The organism is Rhizobacter sp. P1_G5 (assembly GCF_056405435.1).
The window spans coordinates 1-22149 of record NZ_JBFUCB010000032.1; the positions used below are offsets into that span (position 1 = coordinate 1).

Genomic DNA, 22149 nt, shown 5'->3' on the forward strand with positions numbered 1-22149 from the left:
CACCGATGTCTCCCCCCTCCAGGGCCGCGACTTCCACATGCTTGTCGGCATGCACTTGATACAGGCGCGCCACGCGCTCGGTGCGGCCGGTGCTCGCATTGAGCACGCTGTCGCCCGGCCGCAGGCGGCCGCGGTAGACGCGCACGAAGACCATCGCGCCGTGGTCGTCGGAGACGACCTTGAACGCGAGGGCCGCGAGCGGGCCGTCGGCATCCGACTCGGGTTGGCCTTCGGTGGCGATGTCGCCCGGCGCCGGCAGGTAGTCGACGACGGCGTCCAGCAGCGGCTCGACGCCGCGGTTGCGGAACGCCGAGCCGGCCAGCACCGGCACGAAGGCACCGGCCAGCGTGCCGGCACGCAGGCCCGCGCGCAATTGCTCGACCGAGGGTTCCTCGCCTTGCAGCCAGGCCTGCAGCAGCGCATCGTCGCGCTCGACCACCGCCTCGACGAGGCGGGCGCGCGCGATCGTCGCCTGCGCCTGCAGGTCGTCGGGGATGGCTTCGACGAGTGGCGGCTGGCTGGCATCGGCGGCCGGCCAGACGAGGGCGCGCCGGCCGAGCAGGTCCACGACGCCGCGGAACGAGTCCTCGGCGCCGATCGGCAGTTGCAGCGGCAGGGCTGTGACGCCCAGGCGCGACTCCATCATCTGCACGACGCGGGTGAAGTCGGCACCCACTCGGTCGAGCTTGTTGATGAAGGCGAGGCGGGGCACGTGGTACTTGTCGGCAAGGCGCCAGTTGGTCTCGGTCTGCGGTTCGACGCCGGCGACGCCGTCGAACACGACCACCGCGCCGTCGAGCACGCGCAGCGAGCGGTTCACCTCGATGTTGAAGTCGATGTGTCCGGGTGTGTCGATGACGTTGATCTGCGCACCATTCCAGAACACGGTGGTGGCCGCGCTGTTGATGGTGATGCCGCGTGCCCGCTCCTGCGGGTCGTAGTCCATCACGGTGTTGCCATCGTTCACATCGCCGATGCGGTGGTTCGCGCCGGTGTAGAACAGGATGCGTTCGGTGGTGGTGGTCTTGCCGGCGTCGACGTGGGCGATGACGCCGATGTTGCGAAGGAGCCGGGTGTTGTTGTTGCGGGTCATGACGAATCTTTCAAACTGGGGCGGTTTCGGCCGGCCCCGGCGAAGATCCGCCTGGGCTAGCCCGTAACTTGCATGGCTGGGGTGTTGTCGACGGACACGCCAAAGGACGAGCGCAAGCCTCCCGTGCTTTGGCGGTCCTGAATCGTGGCGATCAACTTGTCGTAGGTGCGCATGGCAGTAACGTGCAGATTGAAAAGCAAAAACCCCGGGGGCAGTGCCGACCGGGGTTTTGGGGACCGGAAGGCGCAAGGCCTTCCGATGTGGCGAAAGACCTGGAACTACACAGCGAACAGCAACACGTCGCCACGCGACGGTGCTGCTTGCGAAATGGCTTCAAGGTTCTTCAACATGGTTGCGATTGTCCTACCGACGCAGAGCACCTGTTGCCGGTGGGGCTACCGCTTTGGTGTGGAATGAGTTCATGACTGCTCAGAAGATTCTTCTCGCCGGTGCGACGGGTGTCGTCGGACGCCGGCTCGTTCCGCTGCTGGTCGGCGGCGGCTACAACGTGTTCGGCATGACGCGCAGCCAGGCGAAGGCAGCGTCGATCATGGCCGCGGGCGCCGAGCCGATCGTGCTCGACGTGTTCGATGCGGCCGCGGTGCGCGCGACGGTGTTGCGCCTGAAGCCCGACGTGATCGTGCACCAGTTGACGGATCTCGCACTGCTGAACGATGCGGCGACGCGCGACGAGGCGCTGGTGCGCAACGCGCGGCTGCGCACCGAGGGCACGCAGAACCTGGTCGATGCGGCGCTTGCCAGCGGTGCGAAGCGGATGGTGGCGCAGAGCATCGCCTGGATCTACGCCGCGGGGCGCGAGCCGCATGCCGAGAGCGATCCGCTGGACCTGAAGGCCGAAGGGGCGCGGGCCACCACGGTGGAAGCCGTGGCAACGCTGGAGCGGCTGGTGACGCAATCGCCGGGGCTCGAGGGCGTGGTGCTGCGTTATGGCCACTTCTACGGGCCGGGCACCGGGGTCGAGACGGCGGCGGGCAAGCCGTCTGCCTTGCATGTCGACGCGGCGGCGTATGCGGCGCTGCTGGCGGTCGACCGAGGCGCGCCGGGCATCTACAACGTGGCCGAGCCGAGCTGGCAGATCACGGGTGACAAGGTGCGGCGCGAACTCGGCTGGGATGCCGCGTTTCGTTTGCGGAGTTGACCGTCGTCTTTGGGCGCGAGCAAAGGCTCGGGTAGGCAGGGTGTGGCTCGCCGGTCGGTGCGGTCATCGCCCTGGGGGCGATGACTCCCCTGCGCTGACTGGTTTCATGGCCCGTCGTCGAAACTCCCTCCACTCACTTCGTTCGTTGTGGTCAAACAGTCGACGACAGTCAGTTGACGAAGCGTGCTGGCGCACGCGGGCCATGAAACCAGCCAGCTCCGGCGCCCCGCCCTGATTGGCGCTCCACACCCTGCCTACCCGAGCCTTTGCGGCCACCGTCCGTCTGTGTTTGGGGGAAAAGATTGAAGTGACCGACGAACGCGCGGACGCTCGCATACTTGTCGGTCACTTTAAGCCTGCCACACCCCGAACCCAGCCTCCCGAAGAGCAATCCCGAGCTCCACTTCCATGTCGCGCGCCCCGTCGTACGGCATCGGGTTGTAGACCTCGTACAGCTTCGGCAGCAACCGCAGCCCATAGGTCGTGACGAAGCGGTTCGCCTGGATGCCGGCCTTGTGCTTGTCGAACCTGACATCCGGGTCCAGGCCCGTCATGCCGACGTAGACGAAGGGCTTGCCCAGCTGGTAGTCGGGGTTCGCCTTGCGGAAGCTCGGCTCGTTCCACACCTGATCGGCCAGCTCCACCACGTAGACGCTGTAGTGATGCTTCGGCCGGCGCGGCATGTCCCGTCCGTCAGGCCGGCTTGCCGCGCGCCACCAGCTCGGCGTGGCGGGCCGCGTCGATGTTGCTGCCGCACATGACCAGGCCGACGCGGCGGCCGTCGAGCCGGTCCTTCAGCGGGCCGAACAGCGCGGCCACCGCGGCCGCCGGCGCCGGCTCGACCGCCAGCTTCATGTCGATGAACAGGTCGTGCATGCCGCGGCACATGTCGTCGTCGGACACGCGCACGATCTCGTCGACGAAGCGGCGGCACACGCCGTAGCTGTACGCCAGCGCATACGGTGCGCCCAGGCTGTCGGCGATCGTGTCGACCGCGTCCAGCTTCACCGGCTCGCCGGCCTGGAAGCTGCGGTACATCGCGTCGGCACCCAGCGGCTCGACGCCGTAGACGCGGCAGTCCGGATTGATCTGCTTGACGGCGGCGGCAATGCCCGAGATCAAGCCGCCACCGCCCACCGGCACCACCACCGCGTCGAGCTGCGGCACCTGCTGCATGAATTCCAGCCCGACCGTCGCGGTGCCTTGCGAGGTCAGCGGGCCGTCGAACGGGTGGATCATCGTGCGGCCTTCGTCGGCCACCAGTGCCTGCGCGCCGGCGAAGGCCTCGTGCACGTTGGCGACCAGCACCACCTTCGCGCCGAAACCCTCGCAGGTGGCGATGCGCAGCGGGCTCGCATGCTTCGGCATCACGACCGTTGCGCTGGTGCCGGCGATGCGCGCCGCGTACGCCACGGCGATCGCGTGGTTGCCGGCGCTCGCGGCGACGATGCCGCGCCGCTTCGCGTCGGCATCCAGCGCCTCGATGCAGTTCAGCGCGCCCCGCAGCTTGAAGCTGCCGGTGGTCTGGAAGAGCTCCAGCTTCAGCCAGACCTCGGTCACCGGCGCGAGCCGGGTCGCGACCGCGCCGCTCTGCCAGCGCCACGCGGGCGTTTCTCGCACCTTGCCGGCCAGGCGATCGGCGGTTGCGCGGATGTCATTCAGGGAGGGGAAGGGCGTGTCGGGGTTCATGGAGATGGATTGTCCGCGCAAGCGCTGCGGTGGCCGAGGGCCCGGGATAATGCGGCCGATGACGAGCAGCACGAGCGACGGCGACAGATTCTTCAAGCGGCTGGCCGACAGCCTGGACGAGCACAGCTTCGTCAAGCTGGTGCTGGCCAAGTACCGCGGGCCCGAGCCCGACCTGCTGCGCGCCACGCTGCGCCGCATCCAGGTGCGCGACGCCGACACCCTCAGCTTCGTCTACACCTACCGCACGCGCGACGTGACCCGCAACATGCCGCTCGCCGACGGCCTGCAGAGCCTGCGCGAACGGGCCGTCGAGCTGTTCGGCCACCTGCACCTGATGACCCGCAGCGAGGACGTGCAGCTGATGGTCAGCAAGAAGGGGCAACAGACGCTGCGCGTGGCGGCCGCCGAACACGAGGCCGACGACGCGGCCGGTGCCCACGACCGCGAGAAGCACCGCTTCGTCGACATCGCCCGCCCGTTCCTGACCGACCTCGGCGTCACGACGCCACAGCACCAGCTGGTGCCGGCGATGGCGCGCAAGTGGAAGCAGATCAACAAGTTCGTCGAGGTGCTCGACAGCGCGCTGAAGGCCTCGCCGCTGCGCGACGCGAAGGACGTGCGCGTGCTCGACTTCGGCGCCGGCAAGGGCTACCTGACCTTCGCGATGCACGAGTACCTGCACGCGACGCGCGGCATGAACGCGCAGGTCACCGGCGTCGAGCTGCGCGAGGACATGGTGCGCCTGTGCAACGCCGCCGCGCAGCGCAACGGCATGGCCGGGCTCGCGTTCCGCCACGGCGACGTGCGCACCCATGCGCGCGAACCGGTCGACGTGATGATCGCGCTGCACGCCTGCGACATCGCCACCGACTACGCGATCGACATGGGCATCCGCGCCGGTGCGTCCATCATCATGTGCTCGCCGTGCTGCCACAAGGAGATCCGCCCGCAGCTGCTGAGCCCGCACCCGCTGCGGCCGATCCTGCAGCACGGCATCCACCTCGGCCAGGAGGCCGAGATGCTGACCGACGGCCTGCGCGCGCTGCTGCTCGAATCGCAGGGCTACGACACGCAGGTGTTCGAGTTCGTGGCGCTGGAGCACACCAGCAAGAACAAGATGATCCTCGCGGTGAAGCGCACGCAACCCAGACCGGTCGACGAGGTGCTGGCGCAGATCCGCGAGATCAAGGCCTTCTACGGCATCCGCGAACACTGCCTCGAGACGCTGCTGGCCGCTGCTTGAACGGGTTCAGCCCGCGGCCAGGATCAGGTCGGCCGCCTTCTCGGCAATCATGATCGTCGGCGCATTCGTGTTGCCGCCGATCAGCGTCGGCATCACCGAGGCATCGACCACGCGCAAGCCTTGCACCCCGTGCACGCGCAGCGACGGGTCGACCACCGCCATCGGGTCGGTGCCCATCCTGCAGGTGCCGCTCGGGTGGTAGATGGTGTCGGCGCGGTTGCGGATCACCTCGCGGATCTCGTGGTCGCTCGAGACACCCGCCGTGAACATGTCGCGCTTCAGGCGCGACGCGATCGCCGGGGCCTGCAGCAGCCGCTGCGTCAGCTTCCAGCCTTCGACCAGCACCTCCAGGTCGTCGGGATCGTCGAAGTACTTCGGGTCGATCAGCGGCGCGTCGCGCACGTCGCCGCTTTGCACCAGCACCGTGCCGCGGCTGCGCGGCCGCAGCAGGCAGACATGGCATGACAGCCCGTGCCGCAGGTGCAGCTTGCGCGCGTGGTCGTCGACCAGCGCGACGACGAAATGCAGCTGCACGTCCGGTGCCGGCGAATCCGGCGACACCCGCAGGAAGCCGCCGCCCTCGGCGAAGTTGCTGGTCAAGAGGCCGCTGCGCTCGCGCCGATAGCGTGCGTACTCGCGCAGCGCGTTGATGCTGCCGGCCGGCGAGAAACCGAACAGCGAGGTGTCGGGCACGCGGTAGCCGAACGTGAAGTCGATGTGGTCCTGCAGGTTGCGGCCGACGCCCGGCAGGTGGTGCTTCAGGTGGATGCCGGTGCGCTGCAGGAAGGCGCCGTCGCCGACGCCCGACACCTGCAGCAGCTGCGGCGTCTGCAGCGCACCGGCGCACAGGATCACCTCGCGCCGCGCCATCAGCCGCTCGACATGGCGGCCGCGTGCCATCTCGATGCCGATGGCCCGCTTGCCGTCGAACAGCACGCGCAAGGTCTGCGCCTTCGTCAGCACGTGCAGGTTGTCGCGCGCGTCCATCACCGGGTGCAGGTAGGCGCGCGCGGCGCTCCAGCGTTCGCCGCGGTGCTGCGTGACCTGGTAGATGCCGATGCCGTCCTGGCTCGCACCGTTGAAGTCGTCGTTGAGCGCGAAGCCGGCTTCGCGTGCCGCCTGCAGCCAGCGCTGCTGCCACGGGTTCGCGCTGCGCAGCTCGCCGACGTGCAGCGGGCCGTCGCGGCCGTGGAACTCGTCGTGCAGGCGCTCGTTGTTCTCGGCCTTCCTGAAGTACGGCAGCACCTCGTCGTAGGACCAGCCCGCATTGCCGAGCGCGGCCCAGTGGTCGTAGTCGCTGCGGTGGCCGCGGGTGTAGATCATCGCGTTGATCGCCGACGATCCGCCCAGCGCCTTGCCGCGCGGCTGGTAGCCGCGGCGGCCGTTCAGGCCGGGCTGCGGCACGGTCTCGAAGGCCCAGTTGTTGAGCCGCGTCGGCAGCATCGTGACCGCGCCGACCGGCATCTCGATCAACGCGCCGCGGCCCTCGCCGCCGGCCTCGATCAGCGCGACGGCGGTCGACGGATCGGCACTGAGCCGGTTCGCGAGCACGCAGCCGGCCGAGCCGCCGCCGACGATCAGGTAATCAACCTCTCCCGTCATGCTGCCTCCCGTGTTCTTCAGATGAGGCTGTGACCGAACTGCGGGGGACCCGGCAACATCAGGTCCTCGATCGACGGCAGGCCGCCGAGCAGCATCGGCGTCCAGTGCTCGGCCGGCGCCGGCGCATGGAACAGGAAGCCCTGGTAGGCGTCGACGCCCAGCATCTGCAGGAAGCGCAGCTGCGCGCCGCGCTCGACCCCTTCGGCCACCACCTGCAGGTGCAGGTTGTTGGCCAGCGTGACGATCGAGCGCACGATGCGCTCGCGCCGTGCATTGCCCGGCAGGTCGAGCAGGAAGCTGCGGTCGATCTTCAGCACGTCGATCGGCAGGTCGGCCAGCTTGGACAGCGACGAGTAGCCGGTGCCGAAATCGTCGATCGAGATCTTGAACGACCATTCGCGCAGCAGCTTCAGCTGCGCGAGCGCCCGCTCGGGCCGCTCGGCGAGGAAGGTCTCGGTGACCTCCAGGTCGAGCGCGCCGACCGGCACGTCGTAGCGGCCGACCGCGGCCAGCACCGTCTCGAACAGGTTGTCGCGGTCGAGGTCGCGCGCCGACAGGTTCACCGCGACGCGCGGCGCCTGCGCGCCGGCCGCCATCCACAGCGCGAGCTGCCGGCACACCTCGTCGAGGATGTAGTCGGTGATGCGCGACACGCAGCCCATCTGCTCGGCCACCGGCACGAACTCGGCCGGCGACACCGCGCCCAGCGCCGGGCTGTTCCAGCGCACCAGCGCCTCGAAACCCAGCAGCTGGCCGTTCGAGCGCACCTGCGGCTGGTAGACGACATGCAGCTCGCGGTCGTCGATGGCCTGCTCGAGCGCCGATTCGATCGCGATGCGCCGGCTCACCGCGCGCTCGCTGATCGGCGTGCCGATCTCCTCGGCGGTGGCGCTGCCCTCGCGCGACAGCTCCATCGCGACGCCGCTGCGGTGCATCACCTCGGCGGCCTGTGCGCTGTCGATCGGGAACAGCGCGGCACCGAGCGCGAGCTCGACCAGCACATGGCCGCTGCCGACCTGCAGCTGGTGCGGCAGCGCCCGGCGCAGCCGCGTCACCGCCATCGTGGCCTGCACCGCCGGCAGCGGCGGCAGCGCGATGGTCAGCATCGAGCCGCGGGTGCGGGCGATGTAGCTGTCCTTGCCGCCGGCCTCGCGCAGCGCGTTCGCGAACGCGACGATGAATTGGTTGCCCTGCGCCATGCCGAAGCGCGCATTGACCTGGCGCAGCGAGCCCAGCCCGCACGACACCACCGGGATCACCATGCCGGCCTGCAGCGTGGCGCGTTGGCGATCGAGCCACTGCGCCATGCCCTCGGGGCGCGGCAGGCCGGTGACGACGTCGTGCGACGCCAGGTACTCGGCCTCGGCCTGGCTGCGCACCAGGTTGCGCTGCAGCTCGCGCAGTTCGGTCACGTCCTGCAAGCTGACCGCGAAATGGCGGTCGCCGCAGGCGAAGCGGCTGCGCACCACCACCCGGCGCTGCGTGCGGCCCTCGCCGGCCAGCCACTCGGTGCCGGCGTCGAAACTCGGGACAGCGCTACCCTCCGGGGCGGTCGAACGCAGCCAGCGGGACAGCGGCTGGTCGTCGATCACGCTGCCGGCGAGCTGCGCGAACAGCCGGTTGCCGCGCCGCACGCGGCCGTCGTCGCGGCACACGACGACGGCGGTGCCCTGGTTCTCGAACAGGTCCTCGTACAGGTCCTGCATGCGCTTCGCATGCTGCTGCGAGTGCTTGACCGCGCTCAGGATGCGGAACACCGCGAGCGGCAGGCAGAAGTTGAAGAAGGTGAAGAGCAGGCCGTGGATGTACAGCGGCGAGGTGTTGAGCGTGACGTCGATCCCGAACACGTTGGGCATCACGTAGCCCGAGGCCGCCAGGCCGAACGGCACCAGGTTCAGCGCCATCAGCGCGAGCGCGAGCCGGTAGCCGCGCAGCAGGCCGGCCAGCAGCGGCGCCGAGTAGCAGAACACGTAGCCGAGACGCTGCACCTCGGGAATGCGCACGCAGGTGGCGATCACCAGGCCGGCGGCGTAGACGATGACGATCAGGCCGTTGCTGGCCAGCCGCTGGTGCTGCGTCGACCAGCGGATCGCGGCCAGCAGCGCCAGGTAGAACGCGATGACGATGACGAGGATGTAGTAGACGCCGCGCTGCAGCCCGAGCCACGAGCTGTGCAGCGAGATGGCCGCCTCGAGCGTGATCCCGCTGAGCAGGACGATGCGCAGCGCGCTCAGCTGAACGCGGCTGTCGGTGTCCTGGGACGGGCGGCCTGGCAACTGCAGGAAGGCGTACATGGACGCCCACAGGCGCTCACCCGTCGAGATCAATCGGCGGAGCATCGGGTCGGGCTGGGGAGGCTGTCTGGCAAAGCTGTCGAGTGTGCCCGTCGCGGGTGTGCACGCGACGGCGGCGAGCGTGAACGACTTCACGGCAGGGTAGCCGACCCTGGTGGAAACCCGTGCATCCAATGGCGAGGGCGATCATCGGCGTGGCGCTGCGCGATGGGTGGAGCCGGCTCAGCCGGGCGGGGCCTGTGCGGGTTGCGCCGGACCGAAGCCACGCGCGCGATCGATGGCGAACTGCCGCGCGAAGTCGGCGAAGCGGCCGGCATCGAGCGCCTCGCGCACCTCGCGCATCAGGTTCAGGTAGTAGTGCAGGTTGTGGATGGTGGTGAGCATCGGCCCGAGCATCTCGCCGCAGCGGTCGAGGTGGTGCAGGTAGGCGCGGCTGAAGCCCTGGCAGGTGTGGCAGCTGCAGGTCTCGTCGATCGGGCGCTCGTCGGTGCGGTAGCGGGCATTGCGCAGGCGCAGGTCGCCGAAGCGGGTGAACAGGTGGCCGTTGCGCGCGTTGCGGGTGGGCATCACGCAGTCGAACATGTCGACGCCGGCGGCGAYGCCCTCGACCAGGTCTTCCGGCGTGCCCACGCCCATCAGGTAGCGCGGCTTGTGGGCCGGCAGTCGGTGCGGCGTGTGGGCCATGATGCGCTGCATCTCGGCCTTGGGCTCGCCGACGCTGACGCCGCCGATCGCGTAGCCGGGCAGGTCGAGCTCGACCAGCGACGCGAGCGATTCCTCGCGCAGGTTCTCGAACATGCCGCCCTGCACGATGCCGAACAGCGCGTTCGGGTTCTCGTTGCGCTGGAACTCGGCCAGGCAGCGGCGCGCCCAGCGCAGGCTGAGCTCCATCGACGTGCGGGCTTCGCGTTCGGTCGTGATGTGGCCCTTGCTCTCGTACGGCGTGCACTCGTCGAACTGCATCACGATGTCGCTGTTCAGCGCGTGCTGGATCTGCATGCTGGTCTCGGGCGTCAGGAACAGCTTGTCGCCGTTGACGGGCGAGGCGAAGCGCACGCCTTCCTCGCTGATCTTGCGCATCTCGCCGAGCGACCAGACCTGGAAGCCGCCGCTGTCGGTGAGGATGGGCTTGGTCCAGCCCTCGAAGCGGTGCAGCCCGCCGAACTGGCGCAGGATGTCGACGCCGGGGCGCAGCCACAGGTGGAAGGTGTTGCCGAGGATGATCTGCGCGCCCATCGCCTCGAGCGAGGCTGGCATCACGCCCTTGACGGTGCCGTAGGTGCCCACCGGCATGAAGATCGGGGTTTCGACGACGCCGTGGTTCAGCGTCAGGCGGCCGCGGCGCGCATGGCCTTCGGTCTTGAGGAGGTCAAACTGGAGCATGGGGGGATTGTCCGGCAATGGAAGGGCTCGAGCGCTCCAGCAGCATCGCATCCCCATAGCTGAAGAACCGATACCCCTGCGCGATCGCGTGCCGGTACAGCGCCATCACGTGCTCGTACCCGGCGAACGCGCTGACCAGCATCAGCAGCGTGCTCTTCGGCAGGTGGAAGTTGGTGACCAGCACGTCGACGACGAGGAACGTGAAGCCGGGCGTGATGAAGATGTCGGTGTCGCGGCTGCCGGCCTGCAGCGTGCCGCCGCGCGCGGCCGATTCCAGCGCGCGCAGCGTGGTCGTGCCGACCGACACCACGCGGCCGCCGGCCGCCTGCGTGCGCGCGATCGCGTCGACCGTGGCCTGCGGCACCTCGAACCACTCGCTGTGCATCGTGTGCTCGGCGATGTTCTCGCTGCGCACCGGCTGGAAGGTGCCGGCGCCGACGTGCAGCGTGACACTCGCGCTGCCGACACCGCGCTCGCGCAGCGCCGCCAGCACGCCTTCGTCGAAATGCAGCGCGGCGGTCGGTGCCGCGGCGGCGCCCGGCCGCGCGGCGAACACGGTCTGGTAGCGCCGCTCGTCATCGGCCTCGTCGCCATGCGTGATGTACGGCGGCAGCGGCACGTGGCCGTGCTGATCCAGCAGCGCCAGCGGATCGGACGGGAAGCGCAGGCGGAACAGGCTGCCGTCCGRCCCGCCGCGGCCCAGCACCTCGGCATCGAAGGCATCGGCGAAGCGCACCGTCTGGCCCGGCTTCGGCGACTTGCTGGCGCGCAGGTGCATCAACAGCTCGTTGCCCGGCAGCAGCCGCTCGACCAGCGCCTCGACCGCGCCGCCGCTGGCCTTGGCGCCGTACAGCCGGGCCTTGATGACGCGCGTGTCGTTGAAGACGAGCAAATCGCCCGGCTGCAGCAGCGCCGGCAGCTCGCGGAAGATGCGGTCGACGGGCGCGGCACCGCGCCCGTCCAGCAGCCGCGACGCGCTGCGTTCGGCGGCCGGGTGCTGCGCGATCAATTCGGGCGGCAAGGCGAAATCGAAGTCGCTGAGTGTGAAAGGACGCGTGAAGAGGCGCGGGGAGGAGGAGGACGAATCGGACGACATGGCATGCAGGCTGGACCGGCCTGGCGAAGATCTGCAGGGGACGGATTCTTTCATGGACGGTTGACGCGGCAGAATCCGCGCATGCCCGGTCGCGCCGCCTCGTCTCCCCTGGAATCTCCTGCTCCCGCTCCGGAACCCGCACGCGAGAAATCCGCGCCGCAGAAGGCGATGGAGAAGCTGGGCCTGGTGCGCGACATCGACCTCGCGCTGCACCTGCCGCTGCGCTACGAGGACGAGACCCGCATCACGCCGATCGCCGCGCTGCGCGACGGCGACAACGCGCAGGTCGAAGGCATCGTGCGCGAGTGCGAGATCCAGTTCCGCCCGCGCCGCCAGCTGGTCGTGAAGATCGACGACGGCACCGAGGAACTCTGGCTGCGGTTCCTGAACTTCTACCCGAATCACCAGAAGACGCTCGGCGTCGGCAAGCGCGTGCGCGTGCGCGGCGAGGCGCGTGGCGGCTTCTTCGGGCGCGAGATGGTGCACCCGAACTTCAAGGGCGTCGACGACGACACGCCGCTTGCGCAGGCGCTGACGCCGGTCTACCCGACCAGCGCGACGCTGCCGCAGGCCTATCTGCGCAAGGCGGTGGCCTCGGGCCTGCAACGCGCCGACCTGTCGGAGATCGTGCCGGCGGCGCTGCTGCCGAGCGGGCTGATGAGCCTGCGCGAGGCGCTGCGCTTCCTGCACCACCCGGCGCCCGACGTGAGCCTCGCGACGCTGGAAGACCACAGCCATCCGGCCTGGCAGCGGCTGAAGTTCGAGGAGCTGCTCGCGCAGCAGCTGTCGCAGCTGCAGGCCAAGCAGGAGCGGGCGCTGCAGCAGGCGCCGGCCTTCACGGTGCGCGCAGGCGGCCTGCAGGAGCGGCTGCTCGCGGCGCTGCCGTTCTCGCTGACGCTGGCGCAGCGCCGCGTCGTCGAGGAGATCGCGCTCGACCTGCAGCGCCCGGTGCCGATGCACCGGTTGCTGCAGGGCGACGTCGGTTCGGGCAAGACGGTGGTGGCCGCGCTGTCGGCCGCGATCGCGATGAACGAGGGCTGGCAGTGCGCGCTGATGGCGCCCACCGAGATCCTCGCCGAGCAGCATTTCCGCAAGCTCGTCGGCTGGCTCGAGCCGCTGGGCGTGCAGGTGGCCTGGCTGACCGRCAGCCGCAAGGGCAAGGCACGGCGCGAGATGCTGGCACGGGTGGCCTCGGGCGAGGCGGGGCTGGTGGTCGGCACGCATGCGGTGATCCAGGGCGAGGTCGAGTTCGCGCGCCTGGGCCTCGCGATCATCGACGAGCAGCACCGCTTCGGCGTCGCGCAGCGGCTCGCGCTGCGCGCCAAGCTGCAGCAGGGCGCACTGGAGCCGCACCTGCTGATGATGAGCGCGACACCGATCCCGCGCACGCTCGCGATGAYGGTGTTCGCCGACCTCGACGTGAGCACCATCGACGAGCTGCCGCCCGGGCGCACGCCGATCGTCACCAAGGTCTTCAGCGATGCGCGGCGCGGCAACGTCATCCTGACGATCGCCGACGAGGTGGCGCGCGGCCGGCAGGTGTACTGGGTGTGTCCGCTGATCGAGGAATCGGAGACGCTGGACCTGCAGAACGCGACCGCCACGCACCAGCAGCTGTGCGAGGCATTGCCCGACGAGATGGTCGGCCTGCTGCATGGCCGCATGCCGGCGGCGGAGAAGGCGGCGGTGATGGCGCTGTTCACCGCGGGCGAGATGAAGGTGCTGGTCAGCACGACGGTGATCGAGGTCGGCGTCGACGTGCCGAACGCCTCGCTGATGGTGATCGAGCATGCGGAGCGCTTCGGGCTCAGCCAGCTGCACCAGCTGCGCGGGCGGGTCGGGCGCGGCTCGGTCGCGAGCGTGTGCGTGCTGGTCTACACGGCGCCGCTGTCGCCCACCGGCAAGGACCGGCTGCGCGCGATGGCCGAGACCAACGACGGCTTCGAGATCGCGCGGCGCGACCTGGAGATCCGCGGGCCGGGCGAGTTCCTCGGTGCGCGGCAATCGGGCGCGCCGCTGCTGCGCTTCGCCGACCTCGCGCTCGACGAGGCGCTGGTGCACCGCGCGCGCGCCGTCGCGACGACGCTGCTGGCGCAGCACCCGCGCATTGCCGAGCAGCACGTGGCGCGCTGGCTGGGCGGCAAGGCGGAGTACCTGAAGGCGTGAACACCCGCGACTGCGCGGGCATCCCCCTAGTTTCTCGAGCCCTCACGGTGGGAGGCGCGGGATAGCATCCCGGCGGCACCATCAACCGCGGAGGGCCTGCCCATGAACCTGATCCAGCGTGTTCAAGACATCCTGCTGAAGCCGAAGCAGACCTGGCCGGTGATCGATGCCGAGCCGGCGACACAGGCCTCGATCTACAAGGGCTACGTGTTGATCCTGGCGGCGATCCCGCCGGTCGCGGCGTTCCTCGGCATGGTCTTCTATGTCGGCCTCGGGTTCTGGGGGCTGTCGACGCTGGTGCTGGGCTACGTGCTGGCGCTCGTGAACGTCTTCGTGCTGACGCTGATCGTCGATGCGCTCGCGCCCAGCTTCGGCGGCACCAAGGGACAGGTCAGCGCGCTGAAGCTGGTGGCGTATGCGAGCACCGCCGGCTGGGTCGGCGGCGTGTTCCACCTGGTGCCGGGGCTGTGGATCCTGGGCATCCTCGCGTCGCTGTACGGCATCTACCTGATCTACCTCGGCCTGCCGGTGCTGATGAAGTGCCCGCAGGACAAGGCCGGTGCCTACACAGCGGTGGTGATCGTCTGCGCCATCGTGATCTACATCGTGCTGGGCGCGCTGACGGCGATGGGTGGGCCGATGCGCGTGGGCTCGTGGGGCGGTTGGGCCGGCTCGCACGGCAGCGCGGTGACGATCAAGACGCCGGGTGGCGAGGTCAGGGTCGACACCGCGAAGATGGATGACCTCTCGAAGAAATTGGAAGAGGCCGGCAAGCGCATGGAAGAGGCGCAGAAGTCGGGCGACCCGGCCGCCACCGGCAAGGCGATGGGCGAGATGATGGGCGCGCTGACCGGCGGCAACGGCCAGCCGATCGCGCCTGCGGACCTGAAGGCCGCGCTGCCCGAGGCGCTGGGCGACCTGAAGCGCGAATCGATCGAATCGCAGGGCGGCCAGGCGATCGGCATCGCCAGCTCGATGGCCAAGGCGGCGTACACCGCCGGCGACAGGCACCTGCAGCTGACCATCACCGACCTGGGCGGCACCGCCGGCCTCGCGGCACTGGCCGCCTGGTCCGGCATGACGATGGACAAGGAGACGGCCGAGCAGGTCGAGAAGGTCTACAAGCAGGGCGAGCGCACCGTGCGCGAGGAGTACCGCAAGGACGGCAGCCAGGGCGAGGTGACGGTGCTGCTGACCAATGGCGTGATCGTCGAGGCCAAGGGGCGGCAGGTGGACCTGGCGGCGCTGAAGAAATCGCTCGAGGCCGTCGGGCTCGACAAGCTCGAAGCCATCAAGCGGCCGACGAAGTCCTGACGCGGGCCGAGCGCCGGGCCGCCCCAAGCCGGCCCGCATCCCCACGGGGGATCGGTCGACGTACCCGTCGACCGAGGGGCCGTCATGTACCGAAGTGGATCTGGTAGCGGGCGCCGTCGGAGAACTGGCAGGCGCCGGTTCCGATGCCCGGGCCGGTGATCAGGTACTCGCACTGGGCGTTGACGCCCTTGCCGCCATAGGCGTTCGCGATGCCGCGGCGCCCGCTGAAGCTGCGCTGGTTCAGCCCCAGCACCTCGTTGTAGATGCGTCCGAAGGCGGCGTAGCTGGCATCGACGCGGGTGCTCTCGCCCTGCATCGTGTCGCCCAGGTAGGACAGCGTGAAGCTGCCGCGGCCAGTGTTGTTGTCGACGACGACGGCCGTCAGCAGGCCGCCCTTGTTGGCCTGCGTGTTCAGCGGGTAGAGGCGTGCGTTCAGCACGGTGGGCGCGGGCGGTGCCGCGGGGGCGGGCGGCGTCACGACGGTGACGCTGGCCGGTGGTGCCGTGCCGTCGCCGCGGCCGTCGGCCCGCTGGATCGGATAGCCCTGGCCGGTGCGCGGGTCGATCGGCACCACGTAGCAGGCGCTGAGGGCGGCTGACAGCGAGGCCACGGCCAGCAGCGAAGCGACGCTCAGGACACGTGAAGGGGGCTTGCTCATTCGGGGTCTTCCAGTGCGCGGCGGATGCCGCGGGCCGGAGAATCCGCCGCCGGTTCATCTGTCGCAAGCGCTACAGCCCGAGGTATCGCAAGGCGATGCCGGCAGGCGCATGACGCGCGCCCGGGTGTCGGATATTCTTCCGCTTCCTCCGTGCCGGGGTTAGAGCGGGATGCCATGACACTGACCGAGTTGAGATACATCGTTGCGGTCGCCCGCGAGAAGCACTTCGGGCGTGCCGCCGAGGCCTGCTTCGTCTCGCAGCCGACCCTCAGCGTCGCGATCAAGAAGCTCGAGGAGGAACTCGACGTCAAGCTGTTCGAGCGCGGCTCCAACGAGGTGAGCGCGACCCCGCTCGGCGAAGAGATCGTGCGCCAGGCGCAATCGGTGATCGACCAGGCGGCCGGCATCAAGGAGATCGCCAAGCGCGGCAAGGACCCGGTGTCGGGGCCGCTGCGCGTCGGCGTGATCTACACGATCGGCCCCTACCTGCTGCCCGACCTGGTGAAGCAGGCGATCGAGCGCGTGCCGCAGATGCCGTTGGTGCTGCAGGAGAACTTCACCGCCCGGCTGCTCGACATGCTGCGCACCGGCGAGCTCGACTGCGCGATCATGGCCGAGCCCTTCCCCGACACCGGCCTCGCGGTCGCGCCGCTGTACGACGAGCCCTTCGCCGTCGCGGTGCCCAAGGACCACCCGCTCGCCAAGCGCAAGCGCATCACCGCCGAGGAGCTCAAGCAGGAGACGATGCTGCTGCTCGGCACCGGCCACTGCTTCCGCGACCACGTGCTCGAGGTCTGCCCCGAGTACGCCCGCTTCTCGAGCGATGCCGAGGGCATCCGCAAGAGCTTCGAGGGCTCGTCGCTGGAGACCATCAAGTACATGGTGGCGTCCGGCATGGGCGTCACCGTGGTGCCGCAACTCAGCGTGCCGAAGGACCAGCAGCCGCATGTGCGCTACGTGCCGTTCGCGGCGCCCGTGCCCACGCGGCGCGTCGTGCTGGCGTGGCGGCGCACCTTCACGCGCTACGAGGCGATCGCCGCGTTGCGCAACGCGATCTATGCCTGCCCGCTCGAGGGCGTCAGCAAAGTGTCGTGAGGGGCCTTTGATCCCTGACTAGACTGCAATCCGAACCACCTTTCATTTCCGGAGATTCCCAGATGGCGAAGAAGACCAAGACCGCAGCCGTTGCCTCCGGCTCGACCGCCCCGAGCGGCAGCCTCGGCATCCACATCGGCATCAGCGACAAGGACCGCGCGGCGATCGCCGGCGGCCTGAGCAAGCTGCTGGCCGACACCTACACGCTGTACCTGACGACGCACAACTTCCACTGGAACGTCACCGGGCCGATGTTCAACACGCTGCACCTGATGTTCATGACGCAGTACACCGAGCTGTGGGCCGCGGTCGACCCGATTGCCGAGCGCATCCGCTCGCTGGGTCATCCGGCGCCGGGCTCGTACGGGCAGTTCGGCGCGCTGGCCTCCATCCAGGACGCACCGGCCGTGCCGCCGAAGGCGCTCGAGATGGTGCGCATCCTGGTGCAGGGCCATGAAGCCGTCGCCCGCACGGCGCGCAGCCTGTTCCCGCTGGCCGACAAGGCCGGCGACGAGCCGACCGCCGACCTGCTGACCCAGCGCCTGACGGTGCACGAGCAGACTGCGTGGATGCTGCGCAGCCTGCTCGAAGAGTGAGAGGGCCTGCCCGATGAACGGGCCCACCCCGGTGCGCGTCGCGATCGTCACCTTCGACGGCTTCAACGAGCTCGATTCGTTCATCGCGCTCGGCCTGCTGAGCCGCCTGCGGCCGGCCGGCTGGACGGTCGAGATCGCCGGCCCGAGCCAGCGGCTCACGTCGATGAACGGCGTGACGATCGAGACGCAGCAGCCGCTGGAGTTCGCCAACGAGGCCGACATCGTGCTGTTCGGCAGCGGCATCTACACGCGGGCGATCGCCGAGAACAGCGCATTGCTCGACCGGCTGCAACTCGACCCGGTGCGCCAGCTGATCGGTGCGCAGTGCTCGGGCACGCTGCTGCTGGCGCGGCTGGGGCTGCTGGCCGACATCCCGGCCTGCACCGACCTGACCACCAAGCCGTGGGTGGTCGAGGCGGGCGTGCGGGTGGTCGATGCGCCGTTCCATGCACGCGGCCCGATCGCGACGGCCGGTGGCTGCCTGGCCTCGCAGTACCTCGCCACCTGGGCGATGCTGCGGCGCGCCGGCGTCGATGCGACGGCGAAGGCGCTGCACTACGTGGCGCCGGTCGGTGAGAAAGAGGCCTACGTCGACAAGCTGATCAGCACGGTGCGGGTCTTCATACCGCCCGACGAGTTGCTGCTGTAGGTGTTCGTTCGTTCGCGCGGAAGGCGCGTGCGGGGAGGCTGTGGCTCGCCGTCAGGTGCGGTCTTCGCCCCTGTCGGGGCGAAGACTCCCCTCCACTGTCTGGATTCATGGCCCGTCGCCGAAACTCCCGCCACTCACTTCGTTCGTTGTGGTCAAACAGTCGGCGACAGTCAGTGCACGAAGCGCGCTGCGCGCGCGGACCATGAATCCAGCCAGCTCCGGCGCACCTTCCTTATTGGCGCTCCACAGCCTCCCCGCACGCGCCTTCTGCCACCGCCCTGCCTTGYGGAGGTGACAAGCGAACAAATGGGGGTTGATTCCCGGGTTGTCACCCGGGCTGCGAGCGCCGAACGCACGAGCGTAGCGACTGGGGGGCTCAACCAGGTGCTGGCACCGACCAGCGCTTCTGCACCTCGCCCGCCGAGTTGATGCTCTCCAGGTGCACGCCGAAGCCCCACAGCCGGGCCGCATGCTTCAGCACCTCTTGCGCGCTGTCGTGCAACGGCCGGTCGTTGTGCTGGGCATGGCGCAGCGTCAGCGAACGGTCGCCGCGCAGGTTCACGCTCCACACCTGGATGTTGGGCTCGCGGCTGCCCAGGTCGTACTGGTGCGACAAGGCCTCGCGCACGCGCCGGTAGCCGCTCTCGTCGTGGATGGCCGAGACCTCCAGCTCCTTGTCCTTCTCGTCGTCGACGATCGCGAACAGCCGGAACTCGCGCATCAGGTTCGGCGACAGGTACTGGCCGATGAAGCTCTCGTCCTTGAAGTTGCGCATCGCATGGTCGATCGACTCGAGCCAGTCGCTGCCGGCCAGCTGCGGGAACCAATGGCGGTCCTCGTCGGTCGGGTTCTGGCAGATGCGCTTGATGTCGGTGTACATCGCGAAGCCGAGTGCGTACGGGTTGATGCCGTTGTAGCCGCGGTCGCCGACACGCGGCTGGTACACCACGTTGGTATGCGACTTCAGCCACTCGATCATCATGCCGTCGCTCAGGTAGCCGTCGTCGTACATGGTGTTCAGCAGCGAGTGGTGCCAGAACGTGGCCCAGCCCTCGTTCATCACCTGCGTCTGGCGCTGCGGGTAGAAGTACTGCGCCACCTTGCGCACGATGCGAACGATCTCGCGCTGCCACGGCTCCAGCAGCGGCGCGTGCTTCTCGATGAAGTACAGCAGGTTCTCCTGCGGCTCCTCCGGAAAACGCCGCGACTCGGCCTCCTCCTGCCCGGCCTTGTCGGCCTTGCGCGGCAGCGTGCGCCACATCTCGTTGATCTGGCGCTGCGCATAGGCCTCGCGGTCCTTCGCGTCGGCCAGCTCTTGCGCGAGCGACTTGCGGCTCGGCCGGCGGTAGCGGTCGACGCCGTGGTTCATCAGCGCATGGCAGCTGTCGAGGAAGTTCTCGACCGCGTCCAGGCCGTGCCRCTCCTCGCACTCGGTGACATAGTTCTTCGCATAGACCAGGTAGTCGATGATCGACGACGCATCGGTCCACATGCGGAACAGGTAGTTGCCCTTGAAGAAGCTGTTGTGCCCGTAGGCCGCGTGGGCGATGACGAGCGCCTGCATCGCCATCGTGTTCTCCTCCATCAGGTAGCTGATGCAGGGGTCGGAGTTGATGACGATCTCGTAGGCGAGGCCCATGTGGCCGCGGCGGTAGTTCTTCTCGGTCGAGATGAACTCCTTGCCGTAGCTCCAGTGGCGGTAGTTCACCGGCATGCCGACCGACGCGTAGGCGTCCATCATCTGCTCGGCGGTGATGATCTCGAGCTGGTTCGGGTAGGTGTCCAGGCCGAAGCGCTCGGCGGTCGCCTTGATCACCTCGTGGTAGCGCTCAACCAGCTCGAAAGACCAGTCGGTGGGCGAGGGCAGCGGCTCGTGCGCACGCTTCGGTGCGGCCAGGTCGGAGGCACGGCGTTTCGGGAAGGCGGTCAGCATCTGTTTCTTGCGCCGCTCGGCGCCCCAGGGTGGAGTGGCGTGGAGGTTCATGTCGGTGCACCCTCCTTCTTGAACAGCTCGCGGAACACCGGGTAGATCTGCGAGGCCTCGGTCACCTTGCGGATCGCGAAGGCCTTCGTGTCGGCGGCCAGCGCCGAGTACTCGTCCCACAGGTTCTGCTCTTCCTCGGCCACCTGCACGTAGGCGAAGTAGCGGCACAGCGGAAGGATGTTGTTGGCCAGCAGCTCGCGGCAGCGGCCGCTGTCGTGGTGCCAGTTGTCGCCGTCGCTCGCCTGCGCGCCGTAGATGTTCCATTCGCTGGTCGGGTAGCGGGCCCGGGCGATCTCCTCCATCAGCACCAGCGCGCTCGACACCACGGTGCCGCCGGTTTCGGTGGAGTGGAAGAAGTTCTGCTCGTCGACCTCCTGCGCCTGCGTGTGGTGGCGGATGAAGACGATGTCGATCTTCTCGTAGTGGCGCGTCAGGAACAGGTACAGCAGGATGAAGAAGCGCTTCGCGAGATCCTTGCGCGCCTCGTCCATCGAGCCGGACACGTCCATCAGGCAGAACATCACCGCCTTCGAGGTGGGCACCGGCACGCGCACGCGGCTGCGGTAGCGCAGGTCGATCGGGTCGAGGTAGGGGATGCGCTTCAGGCGTGCACGCAGCGCCTCGATCTTCAGCTCGAGCGGCGGGATCTCGTGCGCGAACGGGTTCGGGTGCGGGTGGCGCTTGAGCTGCACCAGCTGGTCTTCGAGCTCGCTCAGCTCGTGCCGCGATTCGGCGCCGAGCGCGATGCGCCGGCCGATCGCGCCGCGCATCGAGCGCACCACATGCAGGTTGTTCGGCGTGCCGTCGCTGCTGTAGCCGGCACGGTGGGTCTTGAACTCGGGCGTGTCGGCGAGCGTCGTGCGCGCGAGGTTGGGCAGCGCCAGGTCGTCGAAGAAGACCTGCATGAACTCTTCCTTGCTGAGGTGGAAGACGAAATCGTCGTCCCCCTCGCCGGAATCGCTCGCCTGCCCCCCGCCGCCGCCGCCCCCGCCGCCCTTCGGCCGCTCGATGCGGTCGCCGCGCACGTAGTCCTGGTTGCCCGGATGCACCATCTCGCGCTTGCCGCCCTGGCCGTGGCCGAACACCGGCTCGGCGATGTCGCGCTTCGGGATGTGGATGTCCTCGCCCTGCGCGATGTCGCGGATGCCCCGCCCATCGACCGCGCGCTTGACCGCCTCGCGGATCTGGTCCTTGTGGCGGCGCAGGAAGCGCTCGCGGTTGCCGATGGACTTGTTCTTGCCCGCCAGCCGTCTGTCGATAATCTGCTGGAGCATGAGGGCCTTTCGTCGTCGATCGTCGGTCGGCGGGTCAGGAACTCTTACGCACGCGCAGGTACCACTCGCAGAGCAGGCGCACCTGCTTCGACGTGTAGCCCTTGGCGACCATCCGCGTGACGAAGTCCTCGTGCTTCTTCGCCTCGTCGGCGCTCGCCTTCGCGTTGAAGCTGATCACCGGCAGCAGCTCCTCGGTGTTCGAGAACATCTTCTTCTCGATCACCGTGCGCAGCTTCTCGTAGCTCGTCCAGACCGGGTTGTTGCCGGCGTTGTTGGCGCGTGCACGCAGCACGAAGTTGACGATCTCGTTGCGGAAATCCTTCGGGTTCGCGATGCCGGCCGGCTTCTCGATCTTCTCGAGCTCGGCGTTCAGCGAGCCGCGGTCGAACACCTCGCCGGTGTCGGTGTCGCGGTACTCGTGGTCCTGGATCCAGTAGTCGGCATACGTGACGTAGCGGTCGAAGATGTTCTGGCCGTACTCGCTGTAGCTCTCGAGGTAGGCGGTCTGGATCTCCTTGCCGATGAACTCGGCATAACGCACCGCCAGGTGCTCCTTGATGAACGCGAGGTACTTCTGCTCGACCTCGGCCGCGAACTGCTCGCGCTCGATCTGCTGCTCGAGCACGTACATCAGGTGCACCGGGTTCGCGGCGACCTCGGTGCTGTCGAAGTTGAAGACCTTCGACAGGATCTTGAACGCGAAGCGCGTCGAGATGCCGCTCATGCCCTCGTCGACGCCGGCGTAGTCGCGGTACTCCTGGAAGCTCTTCGCGCGCGGGTCGGTGTCCTTCAGGTTCTCGCCGTCGTACACCAGCATCTTCGAGTAGAGGCTGCTGTTCTCGGGCTCTTTCAGG

General features: G+C 68.7%; 18 protein-coding genes. 7 read left to right on the forward strand and 11 right to left on the reverse strand.

Annotated features, from left to right (window positions below; genetic code table 11):
* Positions 1 to 1093, reverse strand: a 1093-nt coding sequence (locus AC1D12_RS04185) for a GTP-binding protein (protein WP_477839008.1), incomplete at its 3' end; no start/stop codon positions are given.
* A gap of 421 nt (positions 1094 to 1514) precedes the next feature.
* On the opposite strand from AC1D12_RS04185, the gene AC1D12_RS04190 reads away from it, so the two are divergent.
* Positions 1515 to 2252, forward strand: a complete 738-nt coding sequence (locus AC1D12_RS04190) for an NAD-dependent epimerase/dehydratase family protein (protein WP_047503715.1) — start codon at positions 1515 to 1517, stop codon at positions 2250 to 2252.
* Positions 2253 to 2602: 350 nt separating this feature from the next.
* Here the strand turns inward: AC1D12_RS04190 and AC1D12_RS04195 are convergent, their stop codons facing one another.
* Together AC1D12_RS04195 and AC1D12_RS04200 are read right to left on the reverse strand one after the other, a co-directional pair.
* Complete coding sequence (locus tag AC1D12_RS04195; RefSeq protein ID WP_047503712.1) at positions 2603 to 2935, reverse strand: hypothetical protein; 333 nt, start codon at positions 2933 to 2935, stop codon at positions 2603 to 2605.
* 10 nt (positions 2936 to 2945) lie between these two features.
* Positions 2946 to 3941, reverse strand: coding sequence for a threonine ammonia-lyase (locus AC1D12_RS04200; RefSeq protein WP_477824461.1), 996 nt, complete (start codon positions 3939 to 3941; stop codon positions 2946 to 2948).
* Positions 3942 to 3999: 58 nt separating this feature from the next.
* Here AC1D12_RS04200 and AC1D12_RS04205 point away from each other — a divergent pair, with 58 nt between their 5' ends.
* Positions 4000 to 5184 (forward strand): class I SAM-dependent methyltransferase, encoded by a 1185-nt coding sequence (locus AC1D12_RS04205; protein ID WP_477824460.1) that lies wholly within the window; start codon positions 4000 to 4002, stop codon positions 5182 to 5184.
* Between the two features lie 6 nt (positions 5185 to 5190).
* On the opposite strand, the gene AC1D12_RS04210 is transcribed toward AC1D12_RS04205, so the two are convergent.
* The 4 genes from AC1D12_RS04210 to queA all read right to left on the reverse strand — a co-directional run bounded on the left by AC1D12_RS04210 (position 5191) and on the right by queA (position 11559).
* Complete coding sequence (locus AC1D12_RS04210) at positions 5191 to 6786, reverse strand: GMC family oxidoreductase (RefSeq protein ID WP_477839010.1); 1596 nt, start codon at positions 6784 to 6786, stop codon at positions 5191 to 5193.
* Between the two features lie 17 nt (positions 6787 to 6803).
* Positions 6804 to 9125, reverse strand: a complete 2322-nt coding sequence (locus AC1D12_RS04215) for a putative bifunctional diguanylate cyclase/phosphodiesterase (RefSeq protein ID WP_477824458.1) — start codon at positions 9123 to 9125, stop codon at positions 6804 to 6806.
* Positions 9126 to 9302: 177 nt separating this feature from the next.
* Complete coding sequence (tgt, locus tag AC1D12_RS04220) at positions 9303 to 10463, reverse strand: tRNA guanosine(34) transglycosylase Tgt (protein ID WP_477839012.1); 1161 nt, start codon at positions 10461 to 10463, stop codon at positions 9303 to 9305.
* The gene (queA, locus tag AC1D12_RS04225) at positions 10450 to 11559 is read right to left on the reverse strand and encodes a tRNA preQ1(34) S-adenosylmethionine ribosyltransferase-isomerase QueA (protein WP_477839014.1); all 1110 of its coding nucleotides are present in this window, start codon (positions 11557 to 11559) and stop codon (positions 10450 to 10452) included. The genes tgt and queA overlap by 14 nt, the downstream gene beginning before the upstream one ends.
* 81 nt (positions 11560 to 11640) lie before the next feature.
* On the opposite strand from queA, the gene recG reads away from it, so the two are divergent.
* Both recG and AC1D12_RS04235 read left to right on the forward strand, forming a co-directional pair.
* Positions 11641 to 13725, forward strand: coding sequence for an ATP-dependent DNA helicase RecG (gene recG, locus AC1D12_RS04230; RefSeq protein WP_477839016.1), 2085 nt, complete (start codon positions 11641 to 11643; stop codon positions 13723 to 13725).
* A gap of 102 nt (positions 13726 to 13827) precedes the next feature.
* Positions 13828 to 15039 carry a Yip1 family protein gene (locus AC1D12_RS04235; protein ID WP_477824454.1) on the forward strand — a complete coding sequence of 404 codons (1212 nt, stop codon included), beginning with the start codon at positions 13828 to 13830 and terminating at the stop codon, positions 15037 to 15039.
* 82 nt (positions 15040 to 15121) lie between these two features.
* Here AC1D12_RS04235 and AC1D12_RS04240 read toward each other — a convergent pair whose 3' ends face one another.
* Positions 15122 to 15697 carry a hypothetical protein gene (locus tag AC1D12_RS04240; protein ID WP_047503692.1) on the reverse strand — a complete coding sequence of 192 codons (576 nt, stop codon included), beginning with the start codon at positions 15695 to 15697 and terminating at the stop codon, positions 15122 to 15124.
* A 174-nt stretch (positions 15698 to 15871) separates the two neighbouring features.
* Here AC1D12_RS04240 and AC1D12_RS04245 point away from each other — a divergent pair, with 174 nt between their 5' ends.
* From AC1D12_RS04245 to AC1D12_RS04255, 3 genes are all read left to right on the forward strand, one after another.
* Entirely contained in the window at positions 15872 to 16792 is a 921-nt protein-coding gene (locus tag AC1D12_RS04245; RefSeq protein WP_047503690.1) for a LysR substrate-binding domain-containing protein, read from the forward strand.
* 62 nt (positions 16793 to 16854) lie between these two features.
* Positions 16855 to 17388 carry a Dps family protein gene (locus tag AC1D12_RS04250; RefSeq protein WP_047503687.1) on the forward strand — a complete coding sequence of 178 codons (534 nt, stop codon included), beginning with the start codon at positions 16855 to 16857 and terminating at the stop codon, positions 17386 to 17388.
* 31 nt (positions 17389 to 17419) lie between these two features.
* A complete protein-coding gene (locus AC1D12_RS04255; protein ID WP_465110791.1) occupies positions 17420 to 18037 on the forward strand; it encodes a DJ-1/PfpI family protein in 618 nt (205 codons plus the stop codon).
* Positions 18038 to 18413: 376 nt separating this feature from the next.
* Here the strand turns inward: AC1D12_RS04255 and AC1D12_RS04260 are convergent, their stop codons facing one another.
* The 3 genes from AC1D12_RS04260 to AC1D12_RS04270 form a co-directional block, all read right to left on the reverse strand.
* Positions 18414 to 19970 carry a SpoVR family protein gene (locus AC1D12_RS04260; protein WP_477839021.1) on the reverse strand — a complete coding sequence of 519 codons (1557 nt, stop codon included), beginning with the start codon at positions 19968 to 19970 and terminating at the stop codon, positions 18414 to 18416.
* 47 nt (positions 19971 to 20017) lie between these two features.
* Positions 20018 to 21295, reverse strand: a complete 1278-nt coding sequence (locus AC1D12_RS04265; RefSeq protein WP_047503684.1) for a YeaH/YhbH family protein — start codon at positions 21293 to 21295, stop codon at positions 20018 to 20020.
* Positions 21296 to 21329: 34 nt separating this feature from the next.
* Positions 21330 to 22149: PrkA family serine protein kinase (locus tag AC1D12_RS04270; protein ID WP_477839019.1), on the reverse strand; the 820-nt coding region annotated here is incomplete at its 5' end.

Bases quoted from the DNA above. Each gene is read 5' to 3' on its own strand.
- AC1D12_RS04265 (WP_047503684.1), bottom strand. From the start codon at position 21,295: ATGCTCCAGCAGATTATCGACAGACGGCTGGCGGGCAAGAACAAGTCC.
- AC1D12_RS04235 (WP_477824454.1), top strand. From the start codon at position 13,828: ATGAACCTGATCCAGCGTGTTCAAGACATCCTGCTGAAGCCGAAGCAG.
- AC1D12_RS04245 (WP_047503690.1), top strand. From the start codon at position 15,872: ATGACACTGACCGAGTTGAGATACATCGTTGCGGTCGCCCGCGAGAAG.
- AC1D12_RS04210 (WP_477839010.1), bottom strand. From the start codon at position 6,786: ATGACGGGAGAGGTTGATTACCTGATCGTCGGCGGCGGCTCGGCCGGC.
- AC1D12_RS04200 (WP_477824461.1), bottom strand. From the start codon at position 3,941: ATGAACCCCGACACGCCCTTCCCCTCCCTGAATGACATCCGCGCAACC.
- AC1D12_RS04250 (WP_047503687.1), top strand. From the start codon at position 16,855: ATGGCGAAGAAGACCAAGACCGCAGCCGTTGCCTCCGGCTCGACCGCC.
- AC1D12_RS04190 (WP_047503715.1), top strand. From the start codon at position 1,515: ATGACTGCTCAGAAGATTCTTCTCGCCGGTGCGACGGGTGTCGTCGGA.
- AC1D12_RS04195 (WP_047503712.1), bottom strand. From the start codon at position 2,935: ATGCCGCGCCGGCCGAAGCATCACTACAGCGTCTACGTGGTGGAGCTG.
- AC1D12_RS04215 (WP_477824458.1), bottom strand. From the start codon at position 9,125: ATGCTCCGCCGATTGATCTCGACGGGTGAGCGCCTGTGGGCGTCCATG.
- AC1D12_RS04205 (WP_477824460.1), top strand. From the start codon at position 4,000: ATGACGAGCAGCACGAGCGACGGCGACAGATTCTTCAAGCGGCTGGCC.
- AC1D12_RS04240 (WP_047503692.1), bottom strand. From the start codon at position 15,697: ATGAGCAAGCCCCCTTCACGTGTCCTGAGCGTCGCTTCGCTGCTGGCC.